Genomic DNA, 20,496 nt, shown 5'->3' with positions numbered 1-20,496 from the left:
TCTACTGTAACTGCTTCGCTTTACTCTACTCTACTCTACTCTACTCTACTCTTCTATTCTCTGCTCTGCTCTTCACTTCTCTTCACTTCTCTTCACTTCACTTCACTTCTCTACACTTCTCTGTCTCGCTCTGCGTCCGCATGCAGCTTAATGATAACTGCACTTTGTACAGCTATATCAACGCTCAGGCCCACCGCTCCAGCTTTACCTGCACTTTGTGCAATTATGGAAGAGCGAATGGCATACTTTATCAGCTTTCCCGAAATATAGATGTACAAAATACAATTAAACCTGCCTAGTAGGAGAAATCGATCGTTTTAGTTGCACGAAATGCAATTACTGCCACTTCAGACTCCAAAAAGCAGGCCGTTCAGACTTACTTAAAATCTAACAAACGCACGCACCACAGACATATGAAGCTTTTACCTCAAGATCTCAAGATACTTACGATCCAACAAATACGCGCACCAGACGTACGAAGCTTACACCTAATGATGCTTATAATCCAAGCAAGCTGCGGACTCATAATTACAAGCTCAACACCGGATTACTCAGGCACCATCTCATAATACAACCCGTACTTGCGGCCATCCGTGAAAAAGATGCGTACAAAATCCTCCTTGCCGATTTCAATCGGCGGAAGAACGCTTCTCCCGGCGGGGAAATCCTGCACAAACGGAAATAGGATGCCGTCCTCTTTAGAAGCCGGATGCCCGCCCCGTTTCTTGACATAGCACAGTACATCCTTCGCCACCGGCACTTCGGCGGAAATCGTCATATGTACTGTTTTCAGCTTGCCGAACAGTGCTTTTTTCTGCTGGATGGAATAATAAATCCGCGCCTTGCCTGCACTGACCAAGGCACGGTTCTCGCCATCCTGCTGGCGCACCAGCAGCGTCTCTCCGTTCTCGGTGAGCCGGACAAATATGGTATACACCACCTGGCCGATATCATCCAGCCTGTCGCGGTATCCATTATTCGCTTTGTACTCCTCGCGCGTATACAGCTTCATGCCGGAGGGCGGAAGCTCTCCGCTATCCGGCGCTTCTGTAGACGCCTTGTGAATACAGACCGCCTGCACGCCATCCGGCCAGCGCCATCGCAGCGTACAGAACCGGTCCTCCACCCGGGAAACCACATCCGCAATAACCGGCGTGGAGGAATGAGCCTCGGCGTACCTCATGACTGTAAACTCCTTTCACTATCCCTATCGTTTGGCATGTTCACTACCCTGCTGTCCATACTTTTAGAATCCCTTGCTGCCCCTGTTTCTGCGCGGTGATTGGAAGCTCTCCGATGACGGTGCTGAGGCTGCAGCATTTCTTTCACCTCTGCGGGATAATCGTCCTTCCCCAACCGGCACAACAAAGGTGAACAAGGAGATAATCGCAGCCAGAACAAGCAGGGCGATCAGACGGATGATTGCATCCCAGTAAGAATGCCCGCTGAGGCCGAATTCAAGGATCAGTCCGGCGGATAGACCGGACACTGCGCCGCCTACTCCAAAGCTTTTTGCGAGGTGGCGGTTATCGAACACAATACCAAGGCCAACGCCCAGAGTTATGCCGATCAGCATAAGCGCCAAAATACGAACCACTGCATAATACGGGCTGTCGGCGGTCGCATCACTGCGCTCAGTGAGCAAGGTCCGGTCTCCCAAGCGGTCATAAATTTGCTGGAACACATCACCCAGCCGGTTCGCATCGGTAACATCATAATATTGCCCTCCGGTGACGGAGGCGATGTCTAGCAACAAATTGGAGCCGGATGTATCGTCCAGCGCCAGTCCAATAGTATTAACCGCGATGCCGCGCTCCACGTACTCGTTGAGTTCCGTAGCGGTATTGAACTGACTGAATCCGTCGGACAGCAGGATTACCATTGCTCCGCGGCCGGCTTTGTCGTCACTGTTAATAACATTCATAGCTTCTGTAAGTGCACCGCTGATATTCGTCCCGCCCTCCCTCGTCTGCAAACTGCTGATTACAGCCGATACTTTCTCACGGTTCGCTGAACTGGAGAGTGAAATCAACGGCTGAACAACCGAAGACTCGTCGCTGAAAGTTACTACAGCTACCTGATTATCTTCGTCCATCTGCCGCACCAGCGTATCCGCAGCCGCATAGCGGCTGTTGTCTGGATCACTCTGCATCATACTGCCGGAGTCATCGATGACCATTACGACATTTTTGATCGGCTTGATTCCGCCGAAGTTCAGTTCGTACACAAACTCTGTTAACACGCCTACCCCAAGCATCAGAACGAGCGTCAGCGGGAGCAGCTTCCAGGACAAGCCCAGATAACGCTGCTTCCAGGACAAGCCGTTCAGCCTTGGAGAGATCATCTCCGCAATCAGACAGCCAAGCCCAACCCCAAGCGCCACAATGGCAAAATAGATTCCGACAAGCACAATCGACGGCAGGTCATAGGGCCTGCGGCTAAGCAGCAGCTCACCGAGAACAAAGGCCACTCCACCGCCCAGCAGGCTGAAGAAGAACAGGAGCAGATTGATTTTTCGCTGCATCGTTATTCATCCTTTCCGGGAACACTTAAAATTTGATATTTATAATTACCGGAGCAGCCAGCCGGTCATGCTGTTGGCATTCTAATCCATGGCAAAAACGGCGGCGAAGGAACTCCCTTTGTTTATTGTAATGATACTCAATGAGCCTGGCTATGAAATTACAGTATTAGTAAGTGGAAACGGCTTCGCCGTCCTCAAAAGGACGGTATCCGTCTCAGCGAGAAATTTCATTCCGCGCGAATTGGGGATTCTCCCCGGTAGAGCCTATCCAAGCAATTAATTACAGCCACCGGTTCAGCTTCAGTAGTCTGAGCCAGCAATTACACTGACGGAGGGACCGCGGCAATCAGCAGACCGTCACGGCATCCGGGCCCCTCTCCAACCTCTACCTTCGCACACAGCCGTCCATTCTGTGCCTGTACCTTATCGCAACTCCGGGAGCTGCTCAGCTTCAACGCCATGGAGCCGGTAGCCGCTTGTGGCGTAGGTCTCATAGTAGACCTTGCCATTGCGGTAATAGAGCAGGTCCTCCAGATGGAAACCGCCCATCAGGTTCAGCTTCTCGACTCCGCTCCGGCGCTGCTCATGCACAAAGCCGAGCCGGTAGATGCGGGTCGTCTCGTCTGCACCGAAGGCGTAGCGCAGGAACTCGGATCCACTGTCGCCGAAGAAATATTTCTCCTCATGCCGGTGCTCCTGCGTATATTCGAACAGGCGGACATTGATGTTCGCCTCCTCTTCCAGGCTCCGGTACAGCCGCTTGAACAGCTCCTCCTTGGACACGATCTCGCGGTTCTCATAAGCCGCCGCGACATTGGCCCGCCTCAGCAGCTCTTCCTCAAAAGGCAGCGCGAACGGCTCTGCCGCCAGCAGTTCCCTACGGCAGATCTCAATCAGCCGTTCCGCGACTGCCGCTCCGCCTTGCTTGAGCAATTCCGAGAGGCTGCCTATAAAGCGCTCGCTGAAGAAAATGCCGGCACCACGGCGCGCTTCCATGTCCTTCATGACCTCTTCCGTGACGGTACGGTAATACTCCATAATGTTCCGGTCCACCGTCTCGTTGCTGCGGCCGATACTATTCAGCGCAAGACTGCGCAGCTCTTCCTCCAGCGCCTCCATCGTCTGCACCTTAGCCTTGCTCTCCAGGTGCAGCTGTTCCAGCGCGGCATCATATCGGAGGCAGAGCGCAAGCTCGCTCTCGAGACGCAGAATCTCATACTGTCCGCCATAGACCCGTTCAAATAAATAATGAATGAAATTGCGCACCGTCCGTTTGTCCAGCAGCGGCACCCGCTGGAACGGCTGGCGCTCCACGCTTTCCGCGTAGAGCCGCTCCAGCTCCTCCTGTGCGGAGGATAACGCCGAGCGCAGGCCGTTCATATGCTGGCGCAGCGCATGCAGCACACTGCCGCCGGCTTCGCCCTGCCCGGCGGTCCATTCCGCCAGCTGATAGAACGTCACTGGCGGAACAGCCGTCTCCTGGGCCGCCAGAACAGCGGCCCATTCACGGGCAGGATTTACGGCGGCTGTGCGCCCGGCGGATACCTCCGCAAAGTTGCGGCGGAAATAAGCCTGCCCGCCGTCACCGAAGAGCAGGTCCTCCGCTTCGCGCAGCGAGAGCTGCTTCAGTTCGCTGAAGGACGGTCGTCCGTGGCTCATCAGCCCGGTCATTTCCGCAATTCCGGCTTCATCCGGCAGCAGTGCCGCCGCACGTTCACGCAAGGCCTCCGGGTTTAGCCCAAGCAGCGACTGCCGCTCACGCAGACTCCATGCAGCGCCGCCTCCGCGCAGTTCGTCCGCAAGATAGCGGAAAGCGTGGTACAGCACCGTCAGCGCAATCTGCTTATTGGGTCTGCGAACGGCGGAAAAGCCGGCGGACGCATACCCCTGCCTTCCCGTACTGCCCCTGATGCCGCTCTTAAAGGTCATATTGTTATAGCCGCCATGTCCGGTGGCATGGTCCGTGGAGGGTCGCACCCGGTTCTTCAGCAGGCTGATATGGGCGATAATCTCATAATTATCGTCCATGCCATGTGGGGACATCATCCCCCGCTCGTTCTTGTCAGAGAGCAGATAGACGAGATCGAACAAGGCGGAGGGGCCATGGGCGACCGGAATGGACAGCCCTTCTTCGGTTACAAGCAGCGGCGCTTTGAACGTATAATCCGTAAGCTGCATCCCGTCCAGCTCACGCAGAAAAGCCAGCCCTACCGAACTGGAATAACCGAAATTCTCCCCCTGCTCCCGCTCGTTGATCAGGGCGTAAAGATCGGTCTGCACCGACTTGAACGACTGCCCGAGCACTGCGCGGGCCAGCAGGGCAACTTCCGGCAGCAGCACATTAAGCGGGTCATCGACCCGCGTAATGATGGACAAATGGATGACGTCAAAGGAAGAATACAGCCGCCCATAATCCGCTATGCTGTTGCCGAGCTGCCGGAGGGTCCGGTTCATCCCAGCCAAATAACGGCTGTCTTCGTGAAATTCGCGGTAGATGTCATGGCGGACCGTGCGGGGATCGCGCCCCGCCGTTTCCGGCAGGGCCATGCTCATCACCCGTTCCCTTTCGCCTTCACCACCCTGCATTTGACTGTGGTCCTGTTCCTTGCCGCCTGCAGGCGCTGCATGCAGTGCCATTACGCCGCCGGCATTATCCCATTTCCGTTCGCAGCTGTCCAGCACCGGTCCGATGGCCGGTGATACCTTGTCGCCCAGGAACAGAAACAAGGCCGGGTAATGGATGCTGCTGCGTCCATCCCCTTTGCTGCGCTGCGCCTCTTCCTGCGCCGCATATTGCTGGGCATAACTTAATGCTTGTGCTTTAATCATAGGCTTACTTCAGCTTTCTGCGGATGCTGCCAAGCTTGCCGGTCAGGCTCTTGTAGAAGCTGTACATTTCATCGCCGTCTGCATGCTCCACCCGCTCATATTCCAGACTGTCACGCGCCTCCAGGAAGGAGACATACATGCCTTCCAGCTTGTAGAGCAGCGGGGTGACATCCTCCGCAGCGGTCATTTCACCGGCGCGGCGGGCCGCCTTGCGCAGCAGCAGACTGCGGCTCTTCTCATCCAGCGAGCGGAAATGGCGGTATACCGCATACTCCACATAGCTGCGTTCCTTCATTAAGTTGGCGAAGGGTTCCCAGGCATCTTCGTCCTCGTCACGGTCATAGACGTAAAGCGCGCCTTTTTTGGTGATCGTGTCGGTGTACAGGGCTTCGATGAACTGATCCAGCCATTTGTCTTCGTCGATATATTGATGCAGCAGTGCCTCAAGCTCAGCCGCCTTCGCGGTCAGTGCCTCGTACTTCGCCAGCTCTTCACGCACACGGGTAATCAGCTGCGGGGAACGGATCAGATTCTCCTGGGCCAGTTCTTTATTAATGCTGCCAAAAATATCCTTGATCCCTTCGCGCTCCAGCCCATTCTGGCGCAGCGCCTTCAGCTCATCGGTTGCCTTCTTCACTTCACCGAGATTCGGACGCGAGGAGTCAAGCTGCAGATCATAGCCGCTCAGGAATTTAGCCAAGTCGAACGGCTTGGTGAACACGACCGAAAACCGGCTGCTCGTATTTTCATCCAGCCCTTTTTCGATAACAACTCCGCTCTCCAGTGCTTTCGCGAAATCCGCGCGGACTCTGGCGTTGTAATCACGCACACGGGCGTTGACATAGGTATCGCCCCATGATTTTTCCGGAATCGGGGACGGCAGGTAGGTCCAGTTGTTCTTGTCAGTCATCACCAGGTGGCGGCCGATGCCTTCCTTGTCGAGAATGGTCCGCTCATAGTTCTCCTCGAACACCCGCAGCGGCGTATACACAAACAGCGGTACCCCATTGCGCGTATTCAGCCAGAAAATCCGGTTCTTCACCTGGCTTTCCTTGATCGTAAACTGCGATTTGCCCAGCGCATTATTCTGATAATTGCGGATTCCCTTCAGGATGCCCGGTGCCTTAACCGGCACAGATACGAATCCCCACGACGGGAAGTGCAGGCTGCCGGAGCTGTTGCTGAGATGGAAAATCGGCACGGCGTCCTCATCCAGGCGTCCGGCGATAATCCGCTCCACGAACTTATCCAGCGGCTCCTCGCGGCCGTATTTCATAACCAGGAAGTCCTCCATCGAACGGGTAATGAGATCGCCGAACTTATCGCTCAGGAATTCGGAGATGGAACGCACAATGTCGATCTCCTGCTCTTTGACCCAGCGGCCGGAATGCTTCAGCATTTCCCGCGTGAAGTCACGGATCAGGTCATCGCCGTCCTTCTGGTCCATTACCTTCGAGATCGTCGCCGAAATATCCGGCACATTGACGATATTCCAATAGTAAGTTTTGTTGCCTTTATGGTCGGCCTGCTCTTCACCGTTAATCAAAATATCGCCGTTTTTCTCAAAGATCGTGCTGAGCGCACTGAGAATCTCCGTAAACACGCCGTAAATCCGGTTGTTTTCTTCATTCAGAAGCTCAAACAGGTCGTCGTAGAATTCGATCATCTGCTCCGTGCGTTCCACATCGGCATGCAGCCAGTACTCGTTGATTTTGGCTTCGATATAGGCGTTTTTCTTCTTTTCCTTGGAGACAAAAGCGCTCCGCGCATCGCCCAGCTTCTCCTCCGCACTCTCCTGCGCCGTCTCGATATCGCGCGGAAGTCTCAGCAGGCTCTCGCGCAGCGCTTCGATATAGGACTGGATCAGCTTCAGAATACAGAAGCCCTTCTCGGTATAAAGCAGGCGAGAGACATAAAACGGTCCCTGCTCAGGATGAAGGAAGATACGCTCCAGCTCCTCACCGAAACGTCCGGTGATTTCGCCCGGCAGCTGCTTCTTGGCCTTGATATATTCTTCACGCGCCCGGGACAGGAAGTTCTGCTCCAGCTCCGTATCCATATCGACGACCTGGTTCTTGATCACATTGGCATGGCCCAGACGTTCACTGTTCTGGTAACCGGGCAGCGGCTCGGGTACGCGAGATTCAAAGGTTTTGATCATGGTGTCGAGGTCGATGCCCAGCTTGCGGGCCAGCTTCTCCACATCCTCCTGCCCCGGTGCCTGCTGGAACATCTTGTCCATCTTGTCAAACAGGCGGAAAGCCAGATAGGTGGTCATTTCCTCAATCGGCAGAACGGCGGAAGAGGCCCCGATGATGTTGTATTCATAGTTGGCCGGATAGGTCTTGTTCATCTGCGCAATGTTCGTGCGGATGTTGCTGATATAGTCGTGGATCGCAAATTCCTCACCCGACTGCTTTTCCTCGCTGGCCATAAAGTTCGTGATATTCTCCGCGGTTACATTCATGCAATAATCGTAGGCGTTCTCCAGCAGCTTGCCTTCGGTGTTAGTCGCCGAGATCAGATGGCACAGATTGAACGGAGGCAGCGGCGAATTGACCGTCAGTATATTGCCGTATTGCTGGCGGAACCGTTCACCCCGGCTGTCCACATTCATCCAGTAATCCAGCTCTTTGAGCGCCGCATACCCGTTCTTGCGGATATATTCGCGTGTATGCTCGCTGAGGCTCTTGTTTGCCAGGTTCACGTCCGGCGTGAACAGATATCCCAGTGTGTTCACCCGGTCAACACCGGCCGCGCCGTAATCGCGTTCTATAATCCCGCGCACGATATAAGCAATATCAAGGAACGAGCCGCTTCCTGTTCCCCCGGACAGACCGGTGAGCAGGAATACCATCAGCTTCTTGCTGGTGCCGACGGACAGCGTCTTGATCTTCTTGTCGATGGCGCCCACAACCTGATTGATCTTCGTAAACAGCAGCAGCCGTCCAGCCTGGCGTACTCCTGCGGCACCGTTCATTCCGTCGGTAATACTCAGCTCCGGTGACAGCCATTCTGTAATATACGGGTCGAGAATGCTGCGGTTCTGCAGCAGTCCGCCGATCTCCGCATTGGCCAGCAGCACAAATTCATTCTGCGGATCGAGGCCGATGCCTTTGTATTTTTTACCGCGGTCCTGCTCATTGGTCTCAAATGCCAAAAACTCCACATTGTCCGGCTTGTCGCGTTTCTTCTTGGAGAGCGGATCTTCCGGCAGCTTAAAACGGCGGTTGATCTGGTATTTCAAGCGCAGCAGGGCATCAATGCCCGTGCCGCCGAGGCCGATGATCAGGATCGGATTATCGATCGTGTCTACTCTGATTTTGTCGCTGACGATCCCTCCGCCAAGCGATACATCCAATTGCTGAATATGCTCTCTCACTACCGGTTTCATAGGTTTTCCCCCTAGTCAATTTGCAAAATTCCAGTTACAGGAACTCCCCATACCACTAACTTCTCAGCCTTATATTAAATACTCCAGCAAAATCGTCTTATCTACCGTCTGCAGCGCCACGGAAATACGGTCGCCGCTCTTCAATTCTAGTCCGCGCGAGGTATCGGCCACACGCCCCGATCTTTCCACGGATATGCCTTCCCCGCCGCGCAGCAGCAGGCGGTCATTCTTGCCCGGTGTGAAGACGAGCTTCTCGCTCTCCTTCAGTTCAGGTGCCAGCTGCAGCAATTGGTGAAGGCTGAATTTCCCCCGGAACGCCGACAGCTTCTTATACTGTGGATAGGTCTTCTCTCCGGTATTCCCGTCGAGTACCTCTACCACCATCTGCCCTACAAAACCTCGGGTCGAATTCTTGCGCAACAGCCAGAATGCAACAGCCGCAGCGAGCAGCAGCACGACGCCCCCAATGATTAAATACAGCGTCTTTGAGGAAGACTTCTCCAGAGCAGGTTCTTCCCCACCCGGCTTTGTTCCCGCTGCCGGTGTGTTTGTAGCAACCGTCCCCGTTTTGGCGTTGATCTTGAGCACGTCGCTCTCACGGTAGAAGCTGCTCTCCTCCGCCCGGACCTTCAGCTCATACTCATGGCTGTCCTTGAGTTCAAAGGTGCCTTTGAAGACCGCTGCGGAGTTATCCAGCGGAATCTCCTGCACATCGCCTGTATCCAGATCCGTGGCGAGCAGTACCGCCTTCATATCTTGATACAAATTACTGAGCGTTACCTGAGCACCATTGCTGAACAGGTGCGAGGAAATCTCAACTTTATCGCCCTTCTTGTAAGTTGCGGCGGAAGGCAGCGCATCGATCTTAAGCTCCAGATCATAGTTGAATACGAGATTGATATCGATCTTATCCTTCGGCACACCCTTCACCTGGAGCTTCCAATCCCCCTGCTCCGGTGAGATCAGCTTGATCAGGCTATAGCTGCTCGATTTGGACAGCAGGACATCGTCCGACGGGATAGCTATAGATTTTCCCGAAGGATCCGTTAGCTTCGCAGTAACCGGCTGGGAGGACATAATGGAGATATTCGCTTCCAGCACACTGCTGTTAGGAACATTGACCGTAACATCCTGATAGCTCCCGTTCGCCGTAATCGACTGTACAGGCACGACCTTCAGCTTCAAATGGCTGGCAAAAATTTCACTCAGGATCTGCGGCAGATCATCGGCCGAATCCGTTGTGAATGCCTTGCCGCCTGTCTTGTCAGACAGGCCTGCCAGAATTTCTTTATTCAGCTTGCCATCAGCATTGAGCCCTATAGTATAAACCGGGTATCCTTTCTGCTTGGCTGTTTCTATGGCTGCATCCAGTTCCTGATCCGACTGGCTCTGGGTCCGGCCGCTTGACTCATCCAGATCATTGTTGCCGTCAGCCAGCATGACGATCATTGGCTCATGACCCGGGTCGCTGCCGTTCTCCAGCACCTTGACGGCCTCTTCCATCCCTACGGCGATATCCGTATATGGTCCGCGGCTTAAACCGTCGATGAAATCCTTGAGGTCCTGCTTATCACCGGCAGAGCTGATTTGCAGCAGCGCCTTCTCCCGCTGCACCTTATCAGTGTAGGCTACGATACCAACCTTGTCGCCTTGGGCAGACAGCATATCTATAAACATTTTCATCGCTTCGTTCGCGATCTTGTTCTTGTCACTCTTATTCATGGAGTTGCTGACATCAATCAGCAGTACAGCGTCAATATGAGATGGCGCGGCAGATGTTGCAGCGCTGGCCTGCAATGACGCAAAGGGCGCAGCGGCCATGAACAGAATCAGCAGCAGTAAAGGTACAATACGCTGCAGCATCGTTGGGCTTGTTCTAGGGTGATGATGTGTACGAAGCATAAAGATGGCTCCTCTTGTGTTATATTCGGGTTATGCGGCAGGGTAACGGTATAGCTAAAATCTGTAAATAGTATGCCATTATGATATAATTAAACCTTGTAAACTTCAACTTTAGGACCGCAGGACCGGCAACCGGATGCATAGAATCGTCATTCTATCCGCCCCTCCGGACCGCTATGCTTCCAAGAAGAAAGGAAGAGTTCCATGATTTCATACGTCATTCTCGGGATTATGTTTCTATATGCCGTAATTCAGATCTCCTTGTATGCTTCACGCCAGCGCAAACCGCTTACCCGTGACGACATTGACGAGAAGCTGCTGGCCGCACTGAATGGAGGCGATCCTGCCCGTGAATAAGAAGAAACCCGTAACATTCCGGCCTTTCAAAGTTCCGCGTTATGCGCATGACAACCTGCGTGTCTGCCGCCATTGCGGCCGTTATACCGCACTGGGCGAAGAGCGCTGCGGCAAATGCGGACGTGCCGCCCTGACTCCGGTGGAGAAGCAGGCCACCTCCATCGCCGGACGGAAAATGCACACCCGCCTGCTGCTCATCCTGCTGCTCACCCTGGTCTCGGTCTATTTCGGCGAGAGCTTGCAGCAGATGGTGCTGTGCGCTGCCGGAGGAGTCGTTCTAGCCGGACTTCTATTCTATACGCAGCGGAAGGTAAGGCAGAACCAGAATCTTTATGCCCTCAATGAACTGCTGGGACGAAATATCATTAACATCAAGGAGGGCCTGGAAATCAACCGCCAGGAGGCTGTATCCGTACTGCGCGAGAATGATGTGCTGGCCTACGAGAAGCTGCGCGAAATTTCCATCCTGCTGCGCGGTGACCGAATTGCCCGCCAGCGTATTGCCCTGCTGCACGGCTTCCAGCTGCGTAAAGATATGTACCTGGAGCTTGAACAGCTGCTGCTAAAGGACTTTGAGCCGCTGCTCGCAGAATATATCGGCGAAATCGCCAAGGTCCGGCCTGACCTTATCAAAGACCGTACGCTGCGCTATGTGAAGAATTATGAAACTCAGATTCTTGAAATGGATAAAGGTGCAGCCATCCTGGCCGGTGTCGCCGGAGCGGCTGTACGCCTGAAGCGTTATGCGCTGCTCTACTCCGGAATGATTGGAAGATACATACAGGATCTGCCCAAGGACCGTTTCCTGCGTTTATCCAGGCTGATCTCCGCCAGCCCCTACGAAGCCTGGAACGGCCTGGATCTTAAGGTCGCGGAAGTCCGTGAAGCCAAATACCGGTGGGACCCTGAATCTTGAGTAAAGTACTGCAATATTTAATAGTACTTTAAACAAGAAGAAGCGGCTGCACCGTCCAAAGTCAGGATGGTACCGGCTCCGCGAGAAAGGGGCTACTATAATATGACGTTTAAACAAGCCATATCCCTGCGGAATATATTGATCATTTTGTGTACATTCATCCTTGTTCTGCTTGGACAGAAGGCATTTAGAATCGAAGACAAGATTCAGGCCGTGAATGAAGGCGACCGGCTGTATGCCGCCGGCGATCTGATCGCCGCAGAGAACCAGTACCGCCTGGCAGCCGCGAATCCTTCTATCCTCTATAAGGAAGAAGAGGTTGCAGCGAAGCTCAAGGAGCTGGCTCCCATAACAGCGATTCGCAGCGGGCTCAAGACACTGGTATTAAAAGTGTCACAGCAGCTGGATACAAAGGATTTCACCGGATTCATGGAGAGTTATGCTGCTTTGCTTAGCCTAAAAACTGAGTATATGCAGCCGGGAGGGTCTTATGAATCCTATTATCGCCAGTTGTCGGCGGATTCAGGCCTTTCCGGCCAGTTCTCAGCCGGGTTCCAGCAGTTCAAGAGCCAGTTTCTTACCGAACTGGGGGCCAGTCAAAGCGGCAGCGGCAATGAAGACAGCGGGGACAGCTTCAAGTGGAATCTGCTGCGGATTCCCGATGCCTTTTATGGAGGGAGCGCAGCCAAGGAGAAGCTGCTGGCCGGGTCCTTCCAAACTCATGATACGGTTAAGCTCAAGGAGCTGGCGGCGGCCGGAAGCTTCGATGCTCTGCTGGATTCCGCCTTGTCCATGATGGATGCCTACAAGAGCCACACTTATAATGCCTCATGGGTACATGAGCAAGCTGAGGCCAGTGCAAAGAAGATGCTCGGCGGCGATCTGGACAGAGATTCCTATGCCGCCTTTACCGGGCATGCCGTAAGCTACCGCAAATATGCTGCCTCTGCCGGTATTGATTCATCCAAGGTGCTTACGTTAATAGACAGCAGCTTAGCGAAGCTGATGAAGAGCGCCGCACGTTTGGTCCGCGGCGGCCAATATGCTGAAGCGATCCAGCTGTACAGCGACCTCACCGGACTTCAGGACACTACAGAAGACATTGCCGCCGCCAGGATCGCCTGGAATGCTGCGGAGCCTGTCCGCCTGCTGCCGGGCGGTGAGGAGCAAGGTAAATATTCCCATGTTGTCTCCGTCACCGGAAGATACAGAGCCAAAGTCGCCGTAGCCGGAACAGACAGCAGCGGAGTCCTCTACTTTGCGGATATGAGCGAGGACGGGATTGTCTCGACAAGGACCGGTGAAGTCATCGCGGGCTTCGAGAATCTCCGCAGTCTTGCTTTTGATGATACGCTGTCAGCCCTCTCCGAAGTGCCTGTGGTCGTCGCCGAGAGCAGCCGTAAGGATGGGCGCACCTCTTTTACCGCCTATCTGATCAAGCCGGAGGGAATCTCCCAGCTCTTCTCGTTTGCCGGAAGCAGCTATACGCTGCAGCCTGATGATGATGCTATTTTCGTTGAAAATGCAGTTGTAGAAAATGGTGGAGACGGCCTGACCGCGGTATACCGATTAACAGAGGGCGTCTACCAGTTCTCCGAGATTCATCAGGAACAGGAGTATCCACTGATTTCTGCCGCCGAGCTGGAGCTTCATCTGTTTGAGAAGGTTTCTCTGAATTGCGACATCTATATTGATTCTTCAGGCAGATCATTAGCTAACTCCAATGGACGTCTTATTGTCCTTCAGGGAAATACCGGCTCCATAACGGGGCTAGCCCTGGTGAGCGGTCAGTTCCTGAACAGTTTCGAATACGTGGAGACTGATACAGGAATGCAATACTTGCCCGTGTTCGTGGCAGACTCCTTGGGAAGCATGAGCATAATCCTCCCTTAAGCTGCGAAAAATATTTCTATTAAAAAGACGTAAGAAAGTAACGGAGGATTGCCGTTAGTCTCTTACGTCTTCTTTTTCGGGGATTGTTCAAAAAATTCTATGATCGCCAAACAGATGCAGCCTTCTTACGGCGTGCTGCGCTCCCGCTTCCTACTTTTCTTTTCCGGTTCAGCAGACGTTTATAACGCTTCTGCGTATACAGAACATCGGCGGCCGACGTAATCGTTTCCTTAACCTCGCCGAGCACCTCTGTGGTCTCCTCTACGGATGCCTTTATCCGCTGCACCTCGGATTTCACGCGATCTGACCGCATTTTCGCCTCATCCATAGTCTCCTGAATATTGGCCTTGATCTCATCCACCGGCTCCTTTAAGCCATCCACCGAATGTTTGACACCATCCAGCGACTGCCTCAAGCCGTTGATACTTTCTTTAAGTTCTTTCAGCGGATTACCCAAACGTATCCCTCCTAATTTCCCTCTATATAAATTGAACTTATAATTCTTCTATTTTGGATTGGCGTGACTCCAGAGAATGTTTGGACTTCCGGCCGCTGTTAGGTTTGGATTTCCTGAATTTAACCGCGAATCGCGGTAGAAATCCAAACCTAAAGGCGGACGCTATCGCTCCTCCAGTTCCAAAATTCCCCTCCGCCACTTTTCCCTAAATACAATTCTCAAGTTCAATCTATATAAGTAATACTTACCCAGAACGGTTAAGGAGGATTCACCGCCTGCTGCTTATGAACTGAATAAAGGCTGAGTCACCATCTTTATGTATTTTAGCAAATCCGCTTTTGCCTGTTCATTATGCTCCCACACCCCAAGGTTCCAGCACATAAAACGAAGCCCCAGGTATCGGGAAGCTATGGAGAACAGCTCTGCATAACGTGGCTCTGGAATGTCTAAGCCGAAATTACCCAGATAGGTCCGGTAAGCACCGGCCTGCTGCAGGCTGCCGCACCGCATCGGAATGTCCATGAACAGTGAGCCATAGCGGGCTTCCTCCCAGTCAATAAAAAATACGTTCTCATTGTTATACACCAATACATTACCGGGATTAAGATCATTGTGGATCATCGTATGAGTACTTGCATCATTGATCACAGCAGACATCTCCTCAACGATACCATCGGCGGCTTCCTCTATTCCGGAGATGATATCCAACCCAAACGTCCTCTCAAATGCCGGATTGTCCTTAGCGATATTCCACGAATATCTCCATTGTTCATTGATTATTTCTGCAATATAGGCCTCATCAACCATAGGCAGCCACGGCAAATCTTCCCTGCATCCCATATTGGCCCGATGAATATAGGCCAGCGCTAACATTTCTCTGTCCTGAATTGGTGTAATATCCAGCCTGGCGTAATCCGTATCAACGTCCACGTCCTGAATAACCAGCAAACTGCGGCCCTCGTTCAGCGGATGGTTCGACAAGCTGTACGGCACATTCGCCGCCTGTGAATATAATCTGGACAGTGCCGACCGCTCAATAAAGGTGGCTTGCTTGGAATACAGGTAGATGCCCGGTACCTCAAGAGAGATAGTTGTTGTTGTTCCAGTGGGATCGGTTTCATTTTCAGCTGTTATTTTCCAATTTATTTTATGCCGCGACAATCCAACTGCTTGTGATCCCGCGCCTACAGGAATATTCTCAATACCCAGTACTTGAATATCCGGGGAAATGAAGCAGTATATTGTATCTTTTATCAGTTCGGTCAATTTGCTGTTATCTGTGCTCATAGGTCATCTTCCTTTACAACGTATACAATAGCGATAATCATGAACAAAAGCTCTTTCTAGCGGCGGTAGGTATGCTCGGCAAAACAGGCGGTTTCAGCGAAGTAATTTCGCTCATAGAGTCTCTTGGCTCCGGCATTACTTCCGGCCACCCGCAAAAAAATATTCCCGTCACCCTGCTCTCTCATACGGTTGATGCAGTGATTCAGAATAATTCCGCCATACCCGCGGTTCTGGTACTCCGGCGCTACAACAATATCGCGAATATATTCCCCTTCCGTAATATAAGCACCCACTAAAGAGTCTCGTATCCAAAACGAACGGACCCGGGACTCCGCTTCGTAACCGGCAAGAGTCACCAAAAAGGCTTCCGGCTCCCGCCGGTACTGGTCCGTGTCCCAACCGTTATCTCTATTCAACTGCTCATACGCCCCATCAAACAAGGCAATGAAGGAATCCAGCATCTCCGGCGTAAATCCCCGTTCCTGCAATAAAGAAGCGGGCTCCGCTTCAACCGGATGGTTCCCGGCATACCTAAGCTGATAACCTTCGATGTCAGGTGAAAACCCCAGCCCTCTCACGAACTGAACGATCTCCGTATTTCTCCCGTATACATTAAAGCAGATCTCCCTCTCTTCGCTTGCCTGTAAATAGGGATTAATCTTGCTCTCCATCACTTCCAATAATACATCGGGCTGACTGCACTGCCTGAACACTGCGTAGGCAATGACGCAATCTGCTCCCTCCACCAGACAGAAGACACCTTGATTGGGACCTGATTCCCCATAGTACATAACAGACACAGCCCCATCGGCAAAAGCAGCCCTGACATAACCTTCCGCTCCCGTCGAAATCATTGAAATCAGCTGCAGTATCTTGCTCCATTCAGCCTTATCCATCTTCCTTCGCCCTCACAATCTGTTGTCGTTACGAATCCCTGTCACTTTCTGAGCATTGTCCGGTACACAAATTTGGGTAACGCGGACTGCCTGCGCCAGCGGGATTTCTGTCCTTTGGCAACGGGAGCGAACAACAACCGGTGCGCCCATTCCAGGTTTAGCTTCTTCCAGATCACCGGTGCCGGCTTCACTTTTCCCGAGATTACATCCAGGCTGCCGCCAACTCCAAAAACAAGCTTAACGCCAGTCAGCTCCTGCTTATGCTTATACAGCCATTTATCCGAATACGGCGCGCCCATGGCAAGAATGAGAACATCCGGCTTGCTGCGCTGAATGTCTGCAAGTATCCCCTGCTCCTCTGCTGCATTAAAAAATCCATGATGCCTGCCGGCAATCTTCACCTGCGGATAGGTGGTGTTAATCTTCTCTACCGCCTGTCTGCTGGTGATTTCATCGGTTCCCAGGAAATAAAAGCTCCAGCCCAGCTCATTGCCCTTCTTCAGCATCCTGAGCAGCAGGTCATATTCCGTGGAACACCTAGAATCGAAACGATATCGTTCATAAATCACTTTCCCTCCCAGTCCTCCAGCACATTCCAGCCCATCGCAGGTTCTCCATGGAAGGAGTGCATCGAGCCTACATAAACATGGTTGTTATGAATCCCTGTCTCCAGGTAATGCCGCATCACTTCTTGCGTTGAGGCGGTTACATGCCGTTCAGCAATTGTACGGCGATCCACCCACAAGAGCCGGCCCTCTTCACTTTCAATTAATCGGCTATCTGCCCGGACGTTTCCGGTGTATATGTACTGTATCCGAATTTCTTTATCATCCTTGATTCTATGAATAATGTATCTGAGGTCCAGGCTGTCCATCAACTGTTCTGTCAATCCTGTTTCTTCCTCAATCTCCCGTAAGCAGGCCTGCCTTGGATCATTGATTTCATGGGCGTCCATATGCCCGCCGACGGGAACTAGATAACCGGGTAGAAAAGAGCTGCCAGACCGCTTTTGCAGAAGCAGCACCTCCTGTTTATCATTAAATAAGAAAGCTACTGCCATTGGTCTAAGCCGCACCATCATCTCTCCCCTAAATAAGTACTTCTGGGCTTCATGTTCATCCTCATATAGGCACATGCAATATATTTCTTCCGACACCAAGCCCTCTGAACTCTTCGCACAGACTGTACGGCCTTCCTGTAGAGACCACGACCTTTATTCCTTTTGCAGTCAGCGTTCCAAGCGCTTCTTTGGTGCTGGACGGCATACCTCCGTCAACATCACTTAAGAGCGTGCCATCCACATCAAAAAACACTATTTTGTACATCCTCCAGAACCACTCCCTGATTCATGCGTTATTTGAAGAGTATCCTCGCACTCCATATATTTACATACTCATTCTCACCATACCAGCAACTTGGACTTCAAATCAATGGAGAATGTATCTATAGTGATTTCAGATTAAAAGATAACGCTCGAACGCAACACAAAAGACACCCTAAGGGTGCCTTGTTTGCAGGAAATGCCACCTGCACAGAGGAATAAGAATAAGAGAAAAAAATTGGAGGTAATTGCTCTTGAATATTGAAGTTCTCGATAAAGGTTATGTCCGGCTGGTGAATCATATGGGTTCCGATCTCACCGTTGTTAATGCGGCGCGGGTATCCTATGCCAAACAGTCGGATGCACTCACGGAAAAAGATCTGCGGCTCATTCAATTTCTGGCCAGAGAAGGACATACTTCCCCCTTCCGCCATGCCGTGATCCAATATGAAATCTACGCTCCGCTTATGGTCGCCAGACAGTGGTGGAAATACGTCATTGGTTCGGCCCATTATGAAGGAACCGGTGACAGCCTGGAGGCCTGGAATGAATCAAGCCGCAGGTATATTACGGAAGAACCCGCCTTTTATACCCCTGCTGCCGGGCAATGGCGAAGCGCACCCGCGAACTCCAAACAAGGCAGCGGCGATATCGTAGCCTGGGAGCTTGGAGAGAAATATACCCGGGAGCTCATGAACTATGTGGAGTTGGGGATTCAGAAATATGAGGCTGCGCTGGCAGACGGAATCTGCGCGGAACAGGCAAGGCTGTTTCTGCCTGCCTATGGACTCTATGTCCGCTGGTATTGGACGGCTTCGCTGCAATCCGTAGCGCATTTCCTGAATCAGCGGCTGGAGCATGACGCCCAGAAGGAAATACAGGACTATGCCAAAGCTGTACTTGAGATTGTGAAAGCATTATTCCCGGTGACGATTGACGAGCTGCTGTCCAAGTAACTATTCCTTATCGTGAATGCGAAACGACTGCAAATAATTGTGGATATCCTCCTGAGACGTCTCAAGCAGGCCTGCAAGCATGCTTTGAATGGAGCGCATTGCGGCAATTCTTTCATCTATTTCCAGTATTTTATTGCGGACCCGTTCCTTCAGCGTCTCGGCATCCATCTTTTGACCGAGCATTCCCAGCACTTCACGGATTTCTTTCAGCGAATACCCCATGGATTTGGCATTCCTGATGAACTTGATCTTCACCAGATAATCCTCCGTATACATCCGGTAACCATTTGCTACCCGCCCGGGGACAGGCAGGATACCACTATCCTCGTAATAGCGAATGGTTGCCATGCTTACCCCGGATAATTTCGCCAGCTCTCCGCGTGTCATGCCCTCCATGACTGCTCCCCCCCTGCCTTCTCAGTTTTATCTGCTAATTACATTCTCTTACGGGTACTCTTGATCAAACTTCAGCCGGCGGTCTCTTTTCATAAAGAGAATTCCTGCTGCGGCTTCCAGAACCACAACGATTGCGGATAAAGCATAAACCTTGAAGTATACGTCACGGTCAAGGTGCCAGCGATATGAAGTTTATGCACGCAGCTCAATCATGGGTTCTTACAGGAGTGATCAGGAACAGGGCGGGCGAAAGCGGGTCTGAAGTCAGGATGACCACCGGACTTTCTTTCCCTGTGTATCTTACTCTGAGGTTCCCGCTATCCAGGCAGCGCAGGATATCCAGCAAGAACCTGCCGTTCAGCGCAATGGTGAAGTCATCCCCCTCCATGTTTTCCAGGCTAATTTCGTCCCGGACCTCTCCTATGTCAGCCGTACCGGATAATAAAACCAGCTTGCCGGAAGCCGCTGTAAGCCGAATGATGTTTCCGCCTGCCAGTATGGACACCCTTTCAACCGCTTGCAGGAAACCATAGGGGCCAATGAGCAGTTCGGATTTGCAGGATTGTGGAATCACATTTTTTACGGCTGAGGGGAAGACCCCCTCAATGAGGACGGACTGTACATGCAGCTCTTTTGCCGTGAAGCTGATTTGATGTCGGCTCACTGCAATTTCCGTTGCAGCATTGTCTTCGCTAAGCATCTTTACGATTTCATTTATATTTTTAGCAGGCACAATAACATTCGTTCCGTTGCTTATGTTATACCCGGTATGCAGCGTTCGGGAAGCAAAACGGATTCCGTCCGTTGCCATCAGGTTGAGATATTCCCCGGTAAATTCAAAAGAAACTCCCGTCAGTACCGGTCTGGAATCGGATGTGGAGGCAGCCACGCACACCTGTCTTATCGCCGATCGCAATACGTCATTCTGGATTTGAAACTTACACGCAGGCTCAGCATCAGTGGAAAGGGAAAGTACAGGCGGGAATTCCGCAGGGTCCAAACCGCATAACCGGACATGCGAATCGCCTGAAGTGATGCTTAGAATAAAAGGTTCTTCGCTCTCAAAAGCTATCCACCCGGCATGAAGCCTGCGGATGATCTCAATTAAATAACGGGCCGGCACCACAATTCCGCCGGTTCTTTGCACATTCATCGAGTCCTTATCCTCGGGAACCCTGTACTGGATGGTCATACTTGTATTGCTTGCCGTGAACACCAGAGCCTTCTCATAAGCCTGAATATGTAATCCTGACAGAATTGGATTTGGGCTATTCGCAACAACAGCCTTAAGGACATGCTGCAGAGCATGAAGCAGTGATTCCTTTGTCACATTGACCAGCATTGCCCTCACCTGTCCCTTGTAGTGAA

17 protein-coding genes and 1 pseudogene are annotated in these 20,496 nt (G+C 52.2%); 5 read left to right on the top strand and 13 right to left on the bottom strand.

The window, feature by feature from the left end; translation table 11 throughout:
• Positions 1 to 547 precede the first annotated feature (547 nt).
• Both NST99_RS04715 and NST99_RS04710 read right to left on the bottom strand, forming a co-directional pair.
• Positions 548 to 1,183: a beta-mannanase gene (locus NST99_RS04715; RefSeq protein ID WP_341089997.1), complete on the bottom strand. Its 636-nt coding sequence runs from the start codon at positions 1,181 to 1,183 to the stop codon at positions 548 to 550.
• A gap of 63 nt (positions 1,184 to 1,246) precedes the next feature.
• Positions 1,247 to 2,524, bottom strand: a complete 1,278-nt coding sequence (locus NST99_RS04710; protein ID WP_341089996.1) for a vWA domain-containing protein — start codon at positions 2,522 to 2,524, stop codon at positions 1,247 to 1,249.
• A gap of 88 nt (positions 2,525 to 2,612) precedes the next feature.
• On the opposite strand from NST99_RS04710, the gene NST99_RS04705 reads away from it, so the two are divergent.
• Positions 2,613 to 2,804 (top strand): hypothetical protein, encoded by a 192-nt coding sequence (locus NST99_RS04705; protein ID WP_341089994.1) that lies wholly within the window; start codon positions 2,613 to 2,615, stop codon positions 2,802 to 2,804.
• A 143-nt stretch (positions 2,805 to 2,947) separates the two neighbouring features.
• Here NST99_RS04705 and NST99_RS04700 read toward each other — a convergent pair whose 3' ends face one another.
• From NST99_RS04700 to NST99_RS04690, 3 genes are all read right to left on the bottom strand, one after another.
• Positions 2,948 to 5,353 carry a transcription initiation factor TFIID gene (locus NST99_RS04700; protein WP_341089992.1) on the bottom strand — a complete coding sequence of 802 codons (2,406 nt, stop codon included), beginning with the start codon at positions 5,351 to 5,353 and terminating at the stop codon, positions 2,948 to 2,950.
• A 4-nt stretch (positions 5,354 to 5,357) separates the two neighbouring features.
• Positions 5,358 to 8,747, bottom strand: coding sequence for a tubulin-like doman-containing protein (locus NST99_RS04695; protein ID WP_341089990.1), 3,390 nt, complete (start codon positions 8,745 to 8,747; stop codon positions 5,358 to 5,360).
• Between the two features lie 69 nt (positions 8,748 to 8,816).
• Complete coding sequence (locus tag NST99_RS04690; RefSeq protein WP_341097557.1) at positions 8,817 to 10,568, bottom strand: vWA domain-containing protein; 1,752 nt, start codon at positions 10,566 to 10,568, stop codon at positions 8,817 to 8,819.
• A gap of 285 nt (positions 10,569 to 10,853) precedes the next feature.
• Between NST99_RS04690 and NST99_RS04685 the strand changes: the two genes are divergently transcribed.
• The 3 genes from NST99_RS04685 (at position 10,854) to NST99_RS04675 (ending at position 13,815) form a co-directional block, all read left to right on the top strand.
• Entirely contained in the window at positions 10,854 to 11,006 is a 153-nt protein-coding gene (locus NST99_RS04685) for a hypothetical protein (RefSeq protein WP_341089989.1), read from the top strand.
• Positions 10,999 to 11,922 carry a hypothetical protein gene (locus NST99_RS04680; RefSeq protein WP_341089988.1) on the top strand — a complete coding sequence of 308 codons (924 nt, stop codon included), beginning with the start codon at positions 10,999 to 11,001 and terminating at the stop codon, positions 11,920 to 11,922. Before NST99_RS04685 ends, NST99_RS04680 begins: the two co-directional genes overlap by 8 nt.
• Before the next feature lie 102 nt (positions 11,923 to 12,024).
• Entirely contained in the window at positions 12,025 to 13,815 is a 1,791-nt protein-coding gene (locus NST99_RS04675) for a hypothetical protein (protein WP_341089987.1), read from the top strand.
• A gap of 97 nt (positions 13,816 to 13,912) precedes the next feature.
• Here the strand turns inward: NST99_RS04675 and NST99_RS04670 are convergent, their stop codons facing one another.
• The 6 genes and pseudogenes from NST99_RS04670 to NST99_RS04645 all read right to left on the bottom strand — a co-directional run.
• Positions 13,913 to 14,272 (bottom strand): DUF6468 domain-containing protein, encoded by a 360-nt coding sequence (locus tag NST99_RS04670; RefSeq protein WP_341089985.1) that lies wholly within the window; start codon positions 14,270 to 14,272, stop codon positions 13,913 to 13,915.
• Between the two features lie 282 nt (positions 14,273 to 14,554).
• Positions 14,555 to 15,559 (bottom strand): phosphotransferase, encoded by a 1,005-nt coding sequence (locus tag NST99_RS04665; RefSeq protein ID WP_341089982.1) that lies wholly within the window; start codon positions 15,557 to 15,559, stop codon positions 14,555 to 14,557.
• 56 nt (positions 15,560 to 15,615) lie between these two features.
• Entirely contained in the window at positions 15,616 to 16,455 is an 840-nt protein-coding gene (locus NST99_RS04660) for a GNAT family N-acetyltransferase (RefSeq protein WP_341089981.1), read from the bottom strand.
• Between the two features lie 41 nt (positions 16,456 to 16,496).
• On the bottom strand, positions 16,497 to 17,024 hold the full coding sequence (locus NST99_RS04655; protein ID WP_341089980.1) for a WecB/TagA/CpsF family glycosyltransferase: 528 nt from the start codon (positions 17,022 to 17,024) through the stop codon (positions 16,497 to 16,499).
• Entirely contained in the window at positions 17,021 to 17,515 is a 495-nt protein-coding gene (locus NST99_RS04650; protein ID WP_341089979.1) for an NUDIX domain-containing protein, read from the bottom strand. The genes NST99_RS04655 and NST99_RS04650 overlap by 4 nt, the downstream gene beginning before the upstream one ends.
• 91 nt (positions 17,516 to 17,606) lie before the next feature.
• A pseudogene (locus NST99_RS04645) lies at positions 17,607 to 17,780 on the bottom strand (HAD hydrolase family protein); the annotation flags it as partial.
• Between the two features lie 244 nt (positions 17,781 to 18,024).
• On the opposite strand from NST99_RS04645, the gene thyX reads away from it, so the two are divergent.
• The gene (thyX, locus tag NST99_RS04640; RefSeq protein ID WP_341089978.1) at positions 18,025 to 18,732 is read left to right on the top strand and encodes an FAD-dependent thymidylate synthase; all 708 of its coding nucleotides are present in this window, start codon (positions 18,025 to 18,027) and stop codon (positions 18,730 to 18,732) included.
• Here thyX and NST99_RS04635 read toward each other — a convergent pair whose 3' ends face one another.
• The gene (locus NST99_RS04635) at positions 18,733 to 19,128 is read right to left on the bottom strand and encodes a MerR family transcriptional regulator (protein WP_341089977.1); all 396 of its coding nucleotides are present in this window, start codon (positions 19,126 to 19,128) and stop codon (positions 18,733 to 18,735) included.
• Between the two features lie 205 nt (positions 19,129 to 19,333).
• Entirely contained in the window at positions 19,334 to 20,470 is a 1,137-nt protein-coding gene (gene dnaN / locus NST99_RS04630) for a DNA polymerase III subunit beta (RefSeq protein WP_341089975.1), read from the bottom strand.
• Between the last annotated feature and the right edge of the window lie 26 nt (positions 20,471 to 20,496).

This window comes from Paenibacillus sp. FSL L8-0470 (assembly GCF_038008625.1).
Taxonomy (GTDB): domain Bacteria; phylum Bacillota; class Bacilli; order Paenibacillales; family Paenibacillaceae; genus Paenibacillus_AQ.
Note: the sequence above shows the minus strand (reverse complement) of the source record. Positions and strands in the feature narration are given on the sequence as shown.